The following is a 16,520-nucleotide window of genomic DNA, read 5'->3' as shown; positions in this document are numbered from 1 at the left end:
CTGGCTCCCACGCTCCTGCGCTCCTGCGTGGGAGCAAGTGCGGGCGCTCCGCGTCCAGTGCCAGGACCGGACGCGGAGCGCCCGCGCTGCATTCCCCTGCTTCCGCGTGGGAACGAGAGGCACGAGAGGCCGAAACCCGCTGCGCCGCCGCCGGGAGTCGGGTTACGTTGCGCTAACCCGACCTACGCAGGACGTAGGGCCCGCCGCCAAGGCTGAAGCCTTGGACTCCCGGCCTTGTTTCCCGCGCCAGCTGATCCAGCGAGGCCCACAGATGAAATACCAGTTCTTCGACATCCCGGTCCAGGGCGGCGCCGAGGCGCAAGAGGACTTCAACCGCTTCCTCGCCTCCCACCGCATCGCCTCGATCGACCGGGAGTTCGCCGCGGACGGCCGCCTCAGCCTCTGGTGCTTCTGCGTCACCTACCTGGAGGGCGAGGGGGCGGCAGCGCCCCAGGCCAAAGGCAAGATCGACTACCGCGAGGTCCTCAGCGGGGCGGTCTTGCCCGTCCCGCCGACCCCGTGGAAGCTCAGGATGCGATGGCGGTCCGGCGGCAGGTCCGCACGCGCCGCCTCGAAGCGGGCGATGGGTCCCTCCCGGTTGGTGAAGATGCGGTTGGCGGCCGGGCGGGCGCAGCGGGAGCGGGGTGACATGGCGGCGTTCCTTCGACGGTGGTCGGGGCCTGGATTATCCCGGCAGGCATCAAGGCAAGCAAGGGGTTGCCGCGGGTGGGGCCTGTGGGTGGGGCAGGCCGGGGACGACCGTGGGTCGGGATGCCGTTGCGTGTGCCGGGGCGGCGCTTGGTCCGCACAGCGGACCCGACGGGCCCGTAGGGTCCGCTGTGCGGACCGGCGACCCCGCCAAGGCTGAAGCCTTGGACTCCAGGCGGCAGGCTGCCCCCGGCGGGCGCTCACCCCTCAACCAACCACCCCCAACAAGCCCCGCGCCCCAGCGGCGTGCGCCGCCCCAGGAGCGTGTCGGCGGCCTGCCGCGGGTCGAAGTCGCCGGTGGTGAAGGCGAGCGCGGGCCGACCCGCGAGGCGTCGGTATTGCTCGCGGGCGTGCCGGATCAGGGCCGCCTGGGCCGGCAGCAGGGTCTTGGCGAAGGCGGCGGGGGGCGGGTGGTAGAGGGTCAGGACCTCCACCCCGTGGTCGCGGTGCAGGCGCGCGGTCTCGGTGTCGACATCGGCGCGCCGCGGCAGGGCGTCGCCGCCGTAGGGCGCCGGGTGGGCGGTGGCATGACCGGGGGAGTCGCCGATCAGCAGCAGCAGGCGCCGGCGCTCGTCACCCCACTGCAGGCGGCCGGCCGCGGCCAGGGCGTCGGCCAGGGCGTCCACGAAGTCGCCGCCGGGGCTGGGCGTCAGGCGGGTGAGCAGCAGCTCGGTGAGCGACTCGGGGGTCATGGGGATCAGCAGGTGTTCGGGCCGCTCCGGCGGCAGGCTGCGCAGGTGGAAGTCGGGCAGCAGGTCGGGGGCGTAGATGCCGGGGGGCGGGGCCTCGTCGCCAAAGGCGATGACGGCGAGCCGGCAACCCTGGCCAGGCCCGCCCAGGTGCCGCACCAGGTCCACGACCGGCGCGACCACCGCGCGCCATTGGTCGGGCTGGTTCAGCAGGAAGGCGTCCAGCCCCGGGGGGGCGGTCGGCATATCCCGTTGGTCCGGGTCTGGTCCCGGCGTCGCTGACGGGTGCCCGGGGTCGGTCGGCGCCCGCCCCGGCGGTGCCGTGGCGGTCCGGGTGGTGGCGTCGATCACCAGGCAGAGGTCCCAGGGGGTCTCGGCGCGGGGGACGGGGAGCGGCGCCGGGGTGGTAGCGGCGGGCTCCAGCGGCAGGAACAGGACCTGGTGACTGCCGACCAGCAGCACCGGTTCGCCGCCGTCGTCCAGGCGCAGGTGACAACCCACCACCTCGTCGGCCTGGGCGCGCACCTCGGCGCGCAGGCACGGCTGGCCCCCGCGGGCGAGCTCCAGGTGGATGGCGTCGGCGCCGGGGAGGCACTGCAGGCTGAAGCGGTAGTCCCCGGCCGCGTCGGGTTGGAGCGCGAGCGGTTCCGGGGTCTCGCCGCCCGCGGGGATGGCGGTGAGGGTGATGGGTGCGGGGGGCTGGGGGCTGTCCATGGGCTAGCGCTTGCTGCCATGCGCCGCGGCGGCGCCCGGCGGCAACCGGCCCGCGGGGTGGCCCGGTCCCGGGGCCAAGGGTACCTCGCAGAACCAGGGGGGGCCGCAGGACGACCAGTCCGGACGCGGCGGCGCGGGCGCGATCCAGGTCCCGGCGGCGCCGGGTTGGTGCTCGACCTCCTCAGGGGGCGCGGCGTTCCCGGTTGAGCCCTTGACCCACCAGGCACTGCCGAGGACGGCGAGCAGGTTGAGCACCAGCAAGCCGGTCAGGACCCAGGGCCAGGCCCAGGCGAGACGCGGCCCCCGGGGTCGGGCCTCGTGGTCGTCCGTGGCCGCTGGGGTCGGTTCGCCGTGGAGCCGCTCCAGCCGGCGCTCCAGCCGCCACAGGGCGCCTTCGATGCCGGGCCGGCGCAGCACGTTGAGCAGGAGGCTGCGATAGTCGTCCGGCAGCCGGTCCAACTGGTCCAGGAAGGCGCGCAGGGTGGACTGGTCCGCGCGGGTGGCGGGGACCAGGACGAAGGTGCCGGGGTCGGCCGGAATGGTGGCGCCGTCGCCTGGTGTCCAGGCGGGCGACTGGCCCGGGCGCAGGACCAGCCACTCGGTGGCCGGGTCATAGCCCGCGGCGGGGATGGTCGCGAGGCGCAGCGCGGCACCGGTGTCGGTCGACCGGGTCACGGCGATGATGCCGCCGCCGGCCGCGGCGACCCGTGCCGCGAGTCCCGCGGGGTCGGCGGCCGGTCCCGCCGCGTCCGGCCCCGGGTCCGCGAGGGCCGCCCGGCACCAGACCTGATAGAGGGCCGCGCCGGTCTCCCCGGTGTCCGTCCAGGTGCTCAGGTGACCGGGCGCGGTGTCGCGGTCGCAAAAAAAGGCGAGCCGTTCGTTCATCGGTGATTCGCTCCGCAGTTGTCGGTCCAGGTCCCGTCACTGTCCAAGTCCCCCCAGGCCCGCGCCAAGGCCATCGCCTCGGCTGGGGGCAGGGCCTCGCGTTCGGCGTCGATCAGGGCCAGGGCCGCCCGCCGGGTCGCCTCCGCCGGTGCGCACCAGGGCCGGGGCGGGGCGGTGTCGCGCGCGTCCGGCGGCGTGGTCTGCGTAAGGACACTGCCGATCAGGGCCGCCCACCAGCGCGGCTCCCGGCGCAGTGGGGCGCAGTCTGGTTGGTACATGAACCAGAGCGCCAGGGTTCCGGCCTGGCGCTCGGGCCTCAGGCAGGCGGCGAGGTGCAGGAGCGGCAGGATGGGCCGGTCCGGGCTCAGCAGTGCCCAGTGATAATAGCCGCCCTCGCCGCCGATCGCCCGCTCCAGGGTCTGCCAGCCGTGCCTGATCAGCGGGCCGTCGCGGCGGCGCTGCCGCGGGGGCAGGGCGCAGATCGCCCGGCACAGTTGCATGAGCGGGTGCGACCGGGCGTCGCGCCCGTCCTGGTCCGCCGCCGCCTGGACGCGCTGCCGCAGCCCCGCCAGGGCCGCGTTGCCGTCCGCCCCCGCGGCCAGGGCGGCGATGACCTCGCCGAGCCAGGGCGCGTCGGCGGCCGTCATCCATTCAGTGCGCTCCAGATCCGCGGCCAGGGCCGCGCGCGCCTGCGGGTCGGGGCAGCGCGCGGCCAGGTCGCGCGCCTGGTCCTGCTGGAACGGATGGACCCAAGGCCAGTGGGTGTCGGGCCGGGTCAGCAGGTCGACCGTCGCGGGTGCGAGTGGGCCCAGGTCGGCCATGACCTGGTCCCAGGTCTCGCGGGTAATGTCCACCAGGTCGGCGCCCCGGGCCTGTGTCCGCTCTGGCCGCCACTGGGGCGGTCGCGCCCTGGCCCGGTCGTCGCGCAGCACGGCCAGCGCGGGACTGGTGAGCCAGGTCAGGGCGAGTCGGTGGCGGGCGTCCTGCTCCAGCGCGGGGCCGGCGTGGCGCCGCCAGGCGAGCCAGGCTCCGGCCTGGATCAGGTGCGCCGTGGTCGCCGGCGGTTCCAGGTCCATCAGGGTCGTGACCCGGGCCTGGTAGGCGGTGAGGGCGCGCGCCGCGGTAGCGGGCAGGAGTCCGCCCAGCGTCATCAGGTCGGCGCACGGCAGCCGCCGCGCGATGGGCGCGGTCTCCAGCAGCAGGACGGCGGCTGCCGGGGTCGGCGCGATGCGCAGGCGGCCCCGCGGGTCGAAGAGGTCCGCGGCGATGGCGTCGAGCCCGCCCGGAGCCTGCTCCAGTCGGGCGAATAGGCGCGTCGGCAGGTCCTCCAGCCCGCTCCAGGTCCGCGGCTCCTGAAGCAACTGCCGCGCCAGGGCCGCCGCCTGGGGCAGCGGCATGGTCGCGAGGTCGCCGCGGCGCCAGGGGGCCGCGAGTGCGCCGGTCCGGTCCGCCTCGAGCAACAGCGCGAACAGGCCCGGCTGGTCCAGCACGGCGAGCAAGTGCGGCGCCTCCGCGCCGCGCGCGCCCAAGACCCCGGCCCGATACTCGGCCCGCAGCGCGCCGGTCAGGGGGGCGCCGTCGGCCGCCAGGGTCGCGATAGGCAGGGGCCGGGTCAGGGCGGCGCAGCGCGCGTCCGCGATCAGCGGCGGGTCCAGGTCGCACAGTGCCAGCAGGCGGCGGCGCTTGGGCGCCTCGGCCGGGTTCCACCAGGCGGCCAGACCCTCGTCGAGGGTGCTCCCCAGCCGTTGGAAGGCGTCGACCAAGGCCACTTGGAGGCACCCCTCGCCGGGGCTCAAGGCCTCGTCGGCACGCAGGATGAAGCGGATCAGGTGGTCTTGCGGAAAGCGCGCCCAGTCGTCCGGGCGGATCAGCGCCGACCAGGGGACCTGGTCAGTGGCCCGCGCCTGGGTCAGCAGATAGTTGGCGAACAGGCTGCCGCAGTGGGCCGCGCCGCCGGCCAGCGCGACGGCCAGGTTGTAGGTGAGGGTGACCCAGCCGGTCAGTTCCGGTCCGGGGGCCGCGGCGGGGTCGGCCCAGAGCCGGTCGAAGCGCTCGCCGAAACCCGTCAACTGGGCCGGGAAGCGCTGGGCGCTCTCGCTGACGGCCCGCGCATAGTCGCTGAGTCCTGCCGCCGGCGCTGGTCCGTCGCACCGCTCGCCGCGGGCATCGAGCAGCAGGGCGCGGCGGCGCACCGCGCCCAGGGCCGCCCCGGCGAGGTCCTCGGGGATGACCAGGAGGTCCACCGCGGCGCCGTCGGGGTCCTGGCCCAGGAAGAGCGGCGGGTTGCGGCTGAAGACCCGCACGCGGCAGCGGCGCCGCAATCGGCCCGGCAGGGCCCCGCGGGCGAATGAGATGACCCGGGCGAGCGGTGACCCGGCGGCAAAGGCGGTGAGCGGCACGGCCAGGATCACCGGCCAGCCCGTCACCATGCCGTGGAAGAGGTGGGTGATGAGGCCCACCGCCAGCGCCTGCTCCCGCGCGGCGCAAGCGGGGTCCGGCGCAGGGGCGGGCGGCAGCGGCAACCCGGCAACCGACGCGCCCGTCGGTGCCTCCGTCAGGAAGGCCGCATCCTGACCGAGATAAAGACCCGGGTCGAAGTCCGCCGCAAAGGCCGCCAGGGGCCAGGCGCGCGCGTGGGCGAAATAGGCGTCCCGCCGGTCGTATTTCCCGGCGGCAGCGAGCCGGACGACGAAATAATAGGGACCGGCCGGGAAGCAGGCCCAGCCGGTCAGTCGCTCCTGGAGCCGGCCATGGTCGCCGGGGCCGGCATCAAGCGTCAGCCAATGGCGGATACCGCGCAGCAGCTCGGGGTCCGCCTGCAATGGCGCGTCCGCCGCGAGATACTGCTCGCCACGCCGGATCGGCGTGCCCGCCTCGCCGATCCCCTGATCGGCCTGGCCGCGGCAGACGTTTAAGCTCTGTGGAATCAAAGAGGCCCCCGGTCAGGAGTTTATTGTCCGCAAATGAACGCAAATCGGAAAAGAGGCTTCAGGTCTTGTCGGTGGTAAGGGCCAGTCGGCACCGCGGACCCCGCGCTGCGCCTCCGTAGGGTCCGCTGCGCGGACCGCCAGTCATGCGCAAAGCCAGCAACGACCAGCGCCAAGCGCGGCGCGGTCCACAGTTCCGGAGCGGCCTTGATCATAACTCCGGCCACAGGTCCTGGCGGCAACCCGTCGCGGCCTGGGGGCCGCTCCTACGCCGTAGGAGCGGCCCCCAGGCCGCGACGGGTGTCACCCCCGAGGTGGCCGGAATAGTGATCAAGGCCCCCGGAGCGCTCTTCCTATTCGCGTTCATTTGCGGACAAACCCTCTGCTTGCCTCGCGGGGCTTACATCAGCGCATTCGCACGCTCGCACAGCGCCACCAGCAGCGGCAACTCGACATGCACCGGCACCGGGGGCAGGCGCGGGGGCCGCTCGTCCGGGTTGGGGTACTGGAGCTCCAGATGATCCAGGGCCTCGCCGTGGATGGCGCTGACCGGGATCAGCCAGGGGCGGCCGGCGCCGAAGCCGAGCAGGTCCGGGATGCCGGCGACCCCGGGGGAGGGCGCCGCGGCGAACTCCTCGCCCAGGAACCGTGAGACCCGGCGCGCATTGGCGAGATAGCGCGCAATGCCCCCCCCGGTGCGGGTCCGTGCCAGGAAGGCCGCGGGCGCCTGCAGATAGCCGCCGATCCAGGTGTCGCGCAGCCCCGCCAGGGCGCAGCGGCGGTCGTCCGCCATGGTCAGCGCCAGGATCGAGCGCACCGGCTGACGCAGCCGCAGGCGGCGGCGCATGTCCTTGTAGTTCTGCACCACCTCGTGGAAGGACTCCAGCAGGGCGTCGCGCTCCCGCCAGTCGGCCGCCGACAGGTCCGCGGCCGGGAACACCGCCCACAGGGGCAGGCAAAAGGCCATCACCCGCGCCTCCCGGTACGCCTGCACCCAGAGCCCGCGATTCAGCGGGTCCCGGGCCTCGAAGAACTGCTCCCCGGACCCGTCGAAAAACTCGACCTCCATGGCGGCGCGGGTGCGCCCGAGCAGCCCGGTCCGATAGGGCAGGGTCAGCCGGTACCAGGGTTGGCTGGCCGCAAGCGTCGTGCCCAGGCGCGTCCACCGCTCGTAGTCCCCATTGAAGCGCTGCAGATTGACGGTGAGGGCGTGCTCCTCGCGCGACAGTGTCCGGACCAGTTCGACGCCCTGGGTGTCCAGGAAATAGGCCAGTGCCCCGGCCGTGCGCGCGTGCTGGACCCGATAGACCATGGCCTGGAACAGATAGCTCTTGCCAACCCCCTTGCCGCCGATGATGCCGAGCCGCTGGACGCTGCGGTAGCGCCCGAAGGGCTCGGCGTCGGCGTCGAAACCGAGGCCTGCGTCCGCGGACTCGGCGGTCACGGCCGTGCGGGCGCGCACGGGCGCGGGCGGCGGAGCGGGTGGCGGCGCCGCGGTCGCGGGCGGCGGGGTCGCGGCGAACTCGGGCTCGGGCGCGTCGACCAGATCGCCGAGCTCGAACCGCGGGTCGGCGGGGTCGGTGCGGATCGCACCCCAGTCGTCCGGCTCGTCGTCGTCGGTCGGGTCCGCGGCGAGTCCGCCTTGAATAGTGTCGGTCATCTCAGTCCGCCAGGACCCGCATCACCACCCAGTCGCGGTCGGCGAGGTGGTGGTCGATGAGCGGCGCGGTCAGCTTCCAGGCTTGGCCCTTGCCCTTGATCCGGAAGCCCTGATCGCTGGCAGCGCCGCTGACGCTGAGATCCGCGTCCTTGAGGGCCGCGCGCAGGGCGTCCTGGGTCGCGCGCTGGTAGCGGTCGCGCTCGGCGGGGGAGGCCCCGGCGGGGACCGCGAACGCATACCAGATCTCGGCGGGCGGGGAGCGCTCCGACAGGGCGCCGGTGCGCGACGAATAGACGATCCGCAGTTCGGCCAGCACCGCGGCCCCGCGACCCTTGGCGCCAGGGCCGCTGCCGGAGACGGGGGCGTAGGCGAAGCAGTCGATACGGTATTCCCGGCCCGGTTGCTCGAAGGCCTGGCCGCCGCAGTCGTTGCGTCCGCCCGGCTGCAGGCGCCTGGCGGCGGCGAGGTCGAGGCCCCAGAGCCGTGCGACCTCGTTGGCCCGGTAGCCGGTGCCCCGGTCGGTAAACAGTGTCTTGCCCAGGAGCGTGCGCGGCGTAATGGTTTCGGTCAGCCCGGGGCCGGGTGGAGGCCCGATCATTGTCACCGACCAGGCATCGGACCAGTGATCGCCGATCACCCGCAGGAAGGCGCTTAAGTCGGTCGCGGCCGCCGCGTAGGCGCCCGGCAAGGGACCGGTGGTGATACCGGCAGGCGCCGGGTCCAGCGCTTGAAAGATGCGGCCGAACTGCTCGAAATAGTCGGCCACGATGCGACCAGGCCCGGCCAGATTTTGGGCGCCCAGACCGAGGGACGACAACCGCGGCGGGCCGCCCGAGCGCGCTGGATCGAGCCCCCGGGCGACGCTGCCCATGAGCCGCTGCGCCCCCGCGGTGAAGGCGTCCTCACGACCGGGCGCGGCGCTCTTGCCCCAGCCCCCGGCGGGCCAGACAAGCGGGTGCCGCGGCAGGGCGCGCAGTCCTGCGATCACGGCCTCGGCCTTGGGCAGCCGCAGGTCGAAGCGCGACCAGTCGAAGTCGGTGGCGGCGCGCACGACCGCTTCGGTGTCATCGAGCGCGGCCATGGCGGCGTCCAGGGTCGGTGCGTCGGTCCCGTTCGGACGGGCCTGGCGGTCGGGCCCCGCGGCCGGCCCCGGGGCGCCGGTCAGGGCCGGCGGCAGGATCAGGGCCAGGGTGAGCAGGAGGCTCGCCGGTGCGACACGCTGGGTCCAATCGCTGTCCGGATGGATGCGGGCCAGGCGCGGGGCCAGTGCCAGGGCGCCGGCCAGGGTTGCCGTAATCAGCGCGTGCAACTGGGCGGTCGGCAGCCAGGCGGGGCGCACCAGGGCGGCGAGCGCGATGACGGACGCCAGGCAGGCGAGCGCGAGCGCCCACAGACGCGGCCACAGCGGACCCGGCCGCCGACTGCCGGCGGCCACGACCGCCCCGGCAAGCGCCGTCGCGCCGAGTGCGGCCAACCAGGGCAGCGGCAGAAAGAACCGGTAAGCAGCACGCAAGTGGGCGCTGTGCTGCACCGCCGCCAGGACGCTCAGCAAGGCCAGCAGCGAGGCCCAGGAGAGCATCGCGGCCGGCAGACCCAGGGTGCCGAGGCGCTGCGCGAGGGACCCCGGCGCCAGCGGGTCGGGGATGGCGGACTGCCGCTCACGATGCCCAGCACCACCCATTACCCTCACTCCGGCAGTTGCTCACGCCAAGACGCCAAGAAATACAATAGGGTTCTCAACTTTACGAGTTGTATGGTACGCATCGCGTATCCGCCATGCTGCCACGACCGCCGGAGCCGGGTACGCGATGCGTACCCAACGGCGACAGCGGTGTTCTCACGGACCGGGCCTCGTTGTCGTAATCGTGGTCGGATGATTCGATTACGACAACGACAACGACAACGACAGCGTACCCGGGATCTCGGTCATCACATCAGTTTTGATCGCACCCGCCGGACGGACCCCGCGGGGCGCCGACCCAGGGGATAGCGCATACTGATAGCGTCCAAGTGCGGCCGATCCGCCATTTTCCAGCTTCACGCACTGCGCTACCCGACCAGCCGCTCATGCCAGCCCCAGGTTTCAACTCCATCGCCGTGCGTAGGTCCTTGTCCCTCGGGCTGGCCCTCGCCCTCGTCGCGGCCGGGCCAGCGGCGGCGGCCCCCGCACCCGCGGCAGCGCCCTGGCCCGCGGGGCTCTACAACCCGAAACCCCTGGCCGACGACCTGATCCTGCCCTTGCCCTGCGGCGGCGCCCTGGCCTTGCGCCCGGTGGCGACCCCCGCCGACAGTCGGCGGACCCGGCTGGTCGGTCCCTTTGCGGGGCCGACGGGGGACGCGCAGCGGCACCTGCTGATCGGCAAGTACGAGGTCAGCGCCCTCCAGTATCAGGCGGTCATGGCGCAAGGCAGCGGCCAGGCCTGCCCCCCGGTCGCCGCCGCCCCGGCGGGCGCTCAGGTCGACCCGCGCCTCGCCGCCCAGGTCGGCGTGAGCCGCATCGATGCAATCAACTTCGCCGCGCAACTCTCGCGCTGGCTCCAGGCCAATGCCGGGCACCTCCCCCCCTGCGCGGCGGGCGCGGCGCCCTGCCTGCCGCGGGTCGAGGGCAAACCCGCCTTCGTGCGGCTGCCGCTGGACCTGGAATGGGAGTATGCCGCCCGGGGTGGGGCCCTGGTGCCGGACGACACCTTTGCGCTGCCCCGTTACCCCATGCCGGAGGGCCTGGACCGCCACGCCTGGTACAACCGCAACGCCGATGGCGAGATTGCCCCGATCGGCCGGCGCCTGCCGAACCCGCTGGGCCTGCATGACCTCTATGGAAACGCCTGGGAACTGATGAACGACCCCTACAGTTCACCCCAGTTCCCCGGTCAGGTCGGGGGCGACGTCCTGATGGGCGGCGGCATCCACAGCGCGGACGAGGAACTGCGGGCGGACGCCCGGGTCGAGGTCCAGCCCTACGATTCAGCCGGGGACGTCAAGACCGCCGACACCGGTTTTCGGGTCGTGCTCGCCGCGCCGGTCGTGACCTCGGCGGCCAGGGTGCCGGCCGCGCCGCCGCCCCCGGCGCCGCCCCGGGAGACTCCGGCGGACGGCCACCTGCGGATCGAGGTGGACGCCTACGCGATGGTCCTGGTCGATGGGGAGGTCAAAGGTTCGTTCGACGCCGGCCGGCCGCTGGAGTTGCGTGGTCTGAGAACCGGGAGTCACCGGATCGAGGTTTCGCCCCTCGTTTCGGGCTATCCGAAGGCCGAGAAGACGGTCGTCCTGACTGACGCCGAGCCGGTCAGCATCCAGATCCACCTGGAGCCGACACCCGAGCGTGCCGAGTCACTGCTGGATCTCAACCCCGATCAACGGCGCCGGGTGCGGCGGCAATTAAACGACCTGGGCTATCCCTGCGACCCCGCCTCCGACCGCTTCGACCGCGGCTTCCAGGTGGTCTTGCGCGAATTCCAACGCGAATCCGGGCTCCCGATCACCGGTAAGCTGACCCCCGAGACCCGCGCCCAACTCGAACGCCGGGCCGCCGAGCAGCAGCGGGCGCGCAAGGCCGCCGAACGCGCCCCCGCGCCTGCACCGCAACCCGGCGGCCGCTACCTTCAGCCCGCCGATTCGGCCCCCGATGGGCGCTGGATGGACCCCGCCGCACCCTGATCCGGCGTGCCGATGCTGGCCGGAAACGCCGACCGGGACTCGGGGTGTTGGGATATCCTCACACGCTGGAGAGGGCTCGACCGGCGCCGGTCACTGCCCAGGCACGACGGTATCCGGCGCGCGCCAGTTACCAAAAAAAGTTTAGCCGCAAATGAACGCAAATTAACGCCAATAGTCGGAAATTTGACCTTTGCTGCATGTTCACCGTCAGGGTGCCGCCCGCGACGATGCTAACCAGCAGATCTATTTGCGCTTATTTGCGTTCATTTGCGGCCAAATACTCTTTTTAGGTTTACCCTTTGGTGTCCCAATGCGCTTCATCCACGCCGCCGACCTCCATCTGGACAGCCCCTTGCGCGGCCTGGCGCGTTATGAGGGTGCCCCGGTGGAGCGCCTGCGCACCGCCACCCGCGGGGCATTCGCGCGGCTGATCGACCTGGCCCTGGCGGAGCCCGTGGATTTCGTCCTGCTGGCGGGTGATATCTATGACGGCGATTGGCAGGACTTCCACACCGGGCTCTTCTTCCGCGAGCAATTGGTCCGCCTGGATCGGGCGAGCATCCGGGTCTTCATGGTCCAGGGTAATCACGATGCCCAGGGCGTGATCTCGCGCCAGCTCAGCCTGCCGCCCAATGTCCGGGTCTTCGGGAGCCGCGGCGCTGAGACCCGGCGCCTGGAGGACCTGTCTGTCGCGATTCACGGGCGCAGCTTTCGTAATCGCTCGGAGGACGCGGACCTGGTGCCCTCCTATCCGGACCCACTGCCGGGGTTCTTCAACATCGGCCTGCTGCACACCAGCCTGAGCGGGCGGCCCGGTCACGATACCTATGCCCCCACCACCGTCGCCACCCTCGCGGCCAAGGGTTACGACTACTGGGCCCTGGGTCATGTCCACTGCCGCGAGCAGGTCCTGGACAGCCCGCGCATCGTCTTCCCCGGCAATCTCCAGGGGCGTCACGCCAACGAGACCGGCCCCAAGGGCTGCGAGCTGGTGCGGGTGGAGGCCGGGCGCATCGCCTCCGAATTCATGCCGCTGGACCTGGTGCGCTGGGATCAGATCACGCTGGACCTGACGGGCCTGGGGGGACTGGACACTCTGGGCGCGGCCTTCCATGAGGCATTGGCCCCCCGACTGCCGGGCGCCGGGGACCTGCTGCACGCCGTGCGGGTGACCCTGACCGGCTGCACCGACCTCTATGGCAGCGAGGCCGCCCACCCCGGCACCCTGGAGGCCGCCATCCGGGCCGCGGCCCAGGATGTCGCCGCGGCCGAGGTCTGGATCGAGCAGGTGCGCCTGGACCTGACCCCGCCCCTGGACCGCGACCAGATTGCCCAGCGCCAGGACGCGGTAGGTGAATTGGTCCGACTGGTGGACGCCCTGCGCGCCGATCCGGCCGCGCTGGCCGCGCTGGCGCAGACGCAAGTGGGCGGCCTGCTCAGCGCCCTGCCCCCGGAGGTGGCGGGAGAGGAGGTGCCGCGGCTGGAGTGCGACGCCGATCTGCTCGACCTGCTGCGCGATGCCGAGGCGACCGTGTTGGCGCGCCTCGCAGCGGCGGGGGCCCGGACATGAGGCTCGTCCGACTGCTGTTGCACGCCTTCGGCCCCTTCACCGACTGCGCACTGGATTTCACCGGCGAGGGCCGCGGCACCCCGCCTGATCTGCACCTGATCTACGGCCCCAACGAGGCCGGCAAGTCCTCGGCCCTGCGGGCGATGACCGATCTGCGCTTCGGCATCCCGTTGCAGAGTCCGGATGGGTTCATTCATCCGTACAAGCAGTTGCGCATCGCCGGGGTCTTTTGCGACGATACCGGCCAGACCCTTGGGCTGGCGCGCCGCAAGGGCCAGGGGCCGACCCTGTCCCGCTTCGACCCCGCGACCGGCAACCCGCTGGAGCCGTCTGCCGCCGGGCCGGAACTGGAACTGGCCCTCACCGGCGGGCTCACGCGGGCGGACTTCGAGTCCATGTTCGGTCTCAACCACGAGCGCCTGCGCGCCGGCGGCGACCGGCTGCTCAAGGGCGAGGGCGAACTGGGCGCGGCCCTGTTCGAGGCCAGCGCCGGTACCCGCGACATCAAGGCTATCCTGGCCGGGCTGGAGAGCGACGCCAAGGGCTATTACAACGCCCATGGACGGGCCGCGAACGCCGTCATCAACGAGGCCCGGCGGCAGTTGGATGAACACCGCCAGGCTTACCGGCTGGCGCTGACCAAGCCCGCCGACTGGCAGTCACTCTATCGCGCCCACGAGCAGGCGAGCGCGGCACTGGCCGCAATCGACCAGGACCTGGAGACCCAGCGCCGTCGCGAGAACACCCTGACCGAACTGCGTACCGTCGCCCCCCTGTTGCGCGACCAGGATCGGGTGCGCGCCGGGTTGGCCGCCCTGGGCCCAGTCCCCGACCTCCCCGCGAACGCCCGGGAGGAGCGTCTGGCCGCCGTGCAGGCACTGGGCCGCGCACGTCAGGACCTGCAGGACGCCGACTTGGAACTGGGCCGCTGCGCCGCGGCCCTGGTCGAGCTGGTGATCGAGGCGCCCGTGCTGGAACACGCCCAGGCGATCGAGCGGCTGGCCGCCCGGGTGGAGACGGCGGCGCAGAGCCGTGTCGAGGCCGCTCGACAAGCGGCGCGTGCGCAGCAGCTTGCCCTGGACCTGGCCGCCCGGGTCGCCCAGATCGCCCCGGGCCAGCCGCCCGCGGCCCTGGTGGCGGCCGTCCCCTCGGCGGCCGACCGCGTCACCCTGGACGGGCACCTGGTGAGCATAGCCCCACTGGATGAGCGCCTGGCGAACCTGCGTGAACGCGCCGGTGAACTCGACCAGGCGCGGCGGCGCGAGGCGGATCAGGGCCCGCCGCCGCCGGACGCCGGGACCCGCCAGGCGGTGGCCGCGGCCCTGCGCCAGGCGCGGGGTCTGGGGGATAGCGGTCGCCGCGGTGCCGACCTGGACCAGAACATCGCGGGGCTGGAGGCCCGCCTGGCCCAGGCCCTGGCGGACCTGGGCGCGGCCTCCCTCGCCGCGCTACGCCTGGCCCGCCCCCTGCCGGTGTCCGCCATCGCGCAGGCCCGCGAGGAACGGACCCGGCTCGACCAGGCGGAGGCCGGCGCGCGCGCCGAGGACCTCCGACTGATCCACGACATGGACGCGCAGCGGCAGGTCCAATGCGAGCTGGCCGCCGCTGGCGAGGTCGTCACCGCGACCACGCTGCGCCAGGCCCGCGCGCGTCGTGACCAGGGTTGGGGCCTGATCCGCCTGGCCTACATCGAGCGCAGCCGTGACCCGGCCGAGCTCGGCCCGGCCTTCGATCCCGACCGGCCACTGCCGGACGCCTTCGAGGCGGCCCAGGACCAGGCCGACCGCCAGGCCGACCTGCTGCGCGCCGACGCCGAGCGCGCGACCGGCTATGAGGTGGCTTCCGGGCGGATTGCGCAAATGCACGGGCGGCGCCGGGAGCTGGCCGCGGAGCTGACCGCGGTTGCCGCCCGCCGTCAGGAGCTATCGGGCGGCTGGTCGGCGCGGTTGGCGCAGGCCCGGCTGCCGGACCTGGACCCCGACGCCCTGCTGGAATGGCAGGCGGCCCGGCACAGTGCGCTGGAAGGGGCGGAGCGGCTGGCGCCGGCGCGCGCCGACCGCGAGCGGTTGGCGGTCGAGGTCGAGAGCGCCCGCGCGGCCCTGGCGGCGGCGCTGGAGACGGCCGGACAGGACATCCAGGGCGCCGACCTGGCGTCCCTGATCCAGCGCGCCGACCTTTGGGACAAGGGCGCCGCCAAGGCCGAGGCGCAACAGGAAAGTCGCCTCCAGGCGGCGCGCGAGCGGCAGTTGGAGTCGGACAAGGTCGCCGGGCAGATCCAGAGGGCCGCGGCGGATCTGGACCTGCACCTGGCGGCGGTGCAGCGCTGGTACGGGCGCCTCCTGCTCGCCCCCGCCAGTCCGCCCGCGGCCCTGAAGGCGCGGTTGGACGAACTGGACGCACTGGTCCGGCAGGACCGCGAGTTGAGCGATGCGCGGCTGCGCCAATCCGAGCACCTGGCCCTGGCGGAGGATTTTGCCGCCCAGGCGGCGGGCCTTGCGGCGGCCTTGGGCGAGCCCGCGCCGGCCCTGGCGCAGGACTATGCCGACCGCCTCCAGCGGCGGCTCACCGAGGCCCGCGACCGAGACCAGCAGCGCGCCGGGCTCATCCGCGAGCGCGCCCGGGCACTGGAGACCCGGCAGCGGGCCGCCGCGGAACAGGATGCCCAGTGCGCCATCCTGGAGCGGTTGTGCGCCCAGGCCGGCGCGGCGAGTGTCGTGGAACTGCCGGAGCGCGAGGACGGCGCCGCGCGCAAACGGGAGCTGCGCACCTCGCTGGAGCTGCTGCGTCGGCAGTTGGCGCAGGCCTCGCCGCGAACCGAGGACGACCTGCGCGCGGCCCTGAACGACCAGGACGGCATCGCCATCGAGGCCGAGCGCGAACGCTGCCAGGGCGAGATTGCGCGTCTGGAGCGGGAACAGGCCAGTGCGCGTCAGTTGGACGTCGAGACCCGCCAGGCGCTCGCCGCCATCGACGCTTCGGACCAGGCGGCCCGGGCGCGCGAGGCGATGGAATCCGCCGCCGCCCGCTACCGCGGTGCCATCCGGCCCTGGGCGCGCCTGAAGCTCGCCCAGGCCCTGCTGGGGCAGGCCCTGGAGCGGTTCCGCGAGCGCGCCCAGGCACCCATGGTCGCCCTCGCCTCGACCTATTTTTCACTCATGACCGGCGGCCGTTACACCCGCCTGGTGGCGGACGAGACCAATGACCGGACGGTGCTGCGCGCCGAACGCGCCGACGGGGCCGCACTCGCGGTCGAGGCCCTGAGCGAGGGCACCGCCGACCAGCTCTTCCTCGCCCTGCGCCTGGCCGCCCTGGAACTGCGGCGCGCCTCCCACCCCCAACTGCCGCTGATCCTGGACGACGTCCTGGTGACCTCGGACGACACCCGCGCCGCCAACTGCCTGCGCGCGCTCGCCCGCTTCGCCGCGGGTGGGCAGGTGATGATCTTCACCCACCACCGGCACCTGGTGGATCTGGCGCAGGAGGCCGTGGGGGAGCAGGGGCTGATGACCCACAGGCTGTGACCCTCGCCATCCGGCGGTGTCCGGTGAGCCTTGATCATGACGCCGGCCACGCGCCCTGGCGGCTACCCGTCGCGGCCGGGGGGCCGCTCCTACGGACCAACGACCGCGCGACGGACGGCGATGATCGATGCCCGCCAAGGCGCAAGCCTACTTCAAGGAGCGCGGGACGATACGACTTTCAACACGCTG

General features: G+C 73.2%; 9 protein-coding genes. 3 read left to right on the top strand and 6 right to left on the bottom strand.

Features of this window, described 5'->3' with window-relative positions:
- Window positions 1-471: 471 nt before the first annotated feature.
- From THSYN_RS34330 to THSYN_RS25680, 6 genes are all read right to left on the bottom strand, one after another.
- The gene (locus tag THSYN_RS34330; protein WP_157817931.1) at window positions 472-651 is read right to left on the bottom strand and encodes a hypothetical protein; all 180 of its coding nucleotides are present in this window, start codon (window positions 649-651) and stop codon (window positions 472-474) included.
- 257 nt (window positions 652-908) lie between these two features.
- Window positions 909-2,111, bottom strand: a complete 1,203-nt coding sequence (locus THSYN_RS25700) for a hypothetical protein (protein WP_100921632.1) — start codon at window positions 2,109-2,111, stop codon at window positions 909-911.
- Between the two features lie 3 nt (window positions 2,112-2,114).
- On the bottom strand, window positions 2,115-2,996 hold the full coding sequence (locus tag THSYN_RS25695) for a hypothetical protein (protein ID WP_100921631.1): 882 nt from the start codon (window positions 2,994-2,996) through the stop codon (window positions 2,115-2,117).
- Complete coding sequence (locus tag THSYN_RS25690; protein WP_100921630.1) at window positions 2,993-5,926, bottom strand: hypothetical protein; 2,934 nt, start codon at window positions 5,924-5,926, stop codon at window positions 2,993-2,995. The genes THSYN_RS25695 and THSYN_RS25690 overlap by 4 nt, the downstream gene beginning before the upstream one ends.
- Window positions 5,927-6,323: 397 nt before the next feature.
- A complete protein-coding gene (locus THSYN_RS25685; protein ID WP_100921629.1) occupies window positions 6,324-7,583 on the bottom strand; it encodes a hypothetical protein in 1,260 nt (419 codons plus the stop codon).
- Window position 7,584: 1 nt separating this feature from the next.
- Window positions 7,585-9,264 carry a hypothetical protein gene (locus THSYN_RS25680; protein ID WP_100921628.1) on the bottom strand — a complete coding sequence of 560 codons (1,680 nt, stop codon included), beginning with the start codon at window positions 9,262-9,264 and terminating at the stop codon, window positions 7,585-7,587.
- Between the two features lie 386 nt (window positions 9,265-9,650).
- Between THSYN_RS25680 and THSYN_RS25675 the strand changes: the two genes are divergently transcribed.
- From THSYN_RS25675 to THSYN_RS36870, 3 genes are all read left to right on the top strand, one after another.
- Window positions 9,651-11,240: an SUMF1/EgtB/PvdO family nonheme iron enzyme gene (locus THSYN_RS25675; protein ID WP_100921627.1), complete on the top strand. Its 1,590-nt coding sequence runs from the start codon at window positions 9,651-9,653 to the stop codon at window positions 11,238-11,240.
- A gap of 310 nt (window positions 11,241-11,550) precedes the next feature.
- Window positions 11,551-12,810 carry a metallophosphoesterase family protein gene (locus tag THSYN_RS25670; protein WP_100921626.1) on the top strand — a complete coding sequence of 420 codons (1,260 nt, stop codon included), beginning with the start codon at window positions 11,551-11,553 and terminating at the stop codon, window positions 12,808-12,810.
- On the top strand, window positions 12,807-16,331 hold the full coding sequence (locus tag THSYN_RS36870) for an ATP-binding protein (protein WP_100921625.1): 3,525 nt from the start codon (window positions 12,807-12,809) through the stop codon (window positions 16,329-16,331). Before THSYN_RS25670 ends, THSYN_RS36870 begins: the two co-directional genes overlap by 4 nt.
- Window positions 16,332-16,520: the final 189 nt, after the last annotated feature.

The organism is Candidatus Thiodictyon syntrophicum (assembly GCF_002813775.1).
In the GTDB taxonomy this organism is placed as follows: Bacteria; Pseudomonadota; Gammaproteobacteria; order Chromatiales; family Chromatiaceae; genus Thiodictyon; species Thiodictyon syntrophicum.
This window is presented reverse-complemented; position numbering and strand designations above follow the sequence as displayed.